The sequence below is a fragment of the Bathymodiolus azoricus thioautotrophic gill symbiont genome (genome assembly GCF_001298715.1).
In the GTDB taxonomy this organism is placed as follows: domain Bacteria; phylum Pseudomonadota; class Gammaproteobacteria; order PS1; family Pseudothioglobaceae; genus Thiodubiliella.
On record NZ_CDSC02000454.1, the window covers coordinates 1 to 1,227 of the forward strand.

The 1,227-nt window shown below is 39.0% G+C and carries 1 protein-coding gene; it reads left to right on the forward strand.

From position 1 onward, the window contains the following. On the forward strand, positions 1-1,227 hold a 1,227-nt coding region (locus tag BAZSYMA_RS08660; RefSeq protein ID WP_143243181.1), incomplete at both ends, for a C80 family cysteine peptidase.

A 1,227-nucleotide genomic window follows, 5' to 3' on the forward strand; every position in this document is an offset into this window, starting at 1 on the left:
AAGATTGTTAGTGACATTACAAAATCTCAACGAGCGTTAAGTGCATGGAAGAAGATAACAGTAGTAAACCAGCTCGAAGTTTCTCCTGGCCCTAGGGACACACATTATGTTGTTGTTCAGTTAGAAAATGATCCAACCATAGTAGAGAGTTCGGTAGATATGACAGGCAAACATTTCGAAAACTCCACGCTGATTCAAATGGATAAAGAGGGAGGCTACCAGATTGTGCATGGACCTAAATTACACAAAATAAAAGCAGATAATATTAAAATACTATTTTCTGGACATGGTAACGAAGGGTTAAAAACTACAGGACGCAAAACAGCTAATGACATTGCTAACATTGTTGCCACATTAAGAGGCGTTTTACCCGTTCAATCAAGTATTGATACAGTCGCTATGAAGGGATGTAATCCAGGCGCTGATTTTAGTAGAGATGTTGCAATGGAACTGAAAGCAAGGAACATTGAAACCAAGGTCAGTTCTAGATTAGGTTCGTCAAGAACAGAATCAGCCGGTAGAAACACAGTTAACAATCGTTATCATCTTGACGAAGGAAAAGTTGTTTGGGCCTACAAAGACGGTGAATTAACTCAGCTTGACCCTTACACAGACGACAATTATCATCTTGTTGTTTCTGTGGGTGATGATGGTTCGCTACAACTAAATAGATCAATAGAAGGCTTGGAAGGTAAGTTAAAAATTCGTGTTATGGCAAGTGATTTTGATACTACTTTGGCAGCACTGAAAGAACTAGGAAGGCGACTGCCTGATGGCGCTTCAATGGCAGAAATAAACATAAAAATGGGTGATGGCAGTGTAGACTGGTATGCCACACATGGTATGTTTGGTTACTCGGGTCTTGTGAGTGATTTAAGCAGCAGGTTTAATGCAAATGTGTTGGTATACAATCCTTTAGGTCCGAATAGAGGCTCATATGCTTATCGTTATGTATATGGTGAATACACAGCAGTAGATAGAGTAGCAGGAGCGAATGAGGCGACCAATGGTTTTGCATTTCGCGATGCACAGACCTTAGGCTATGTTACTTTTTCTTACGAAAAAGACAGATCTTACCCTGTATACAATTTCGCAAAAAAACCCAATATTGACAATATAATTCTAGCCACAATAGATTCAGACAGTTACTCTAAGCAAGAACTGCTGAAACAATTTAAAGATGCAATAAATCTGATTAAAGGTCCTGTCTCTAAAATAGGAATCATA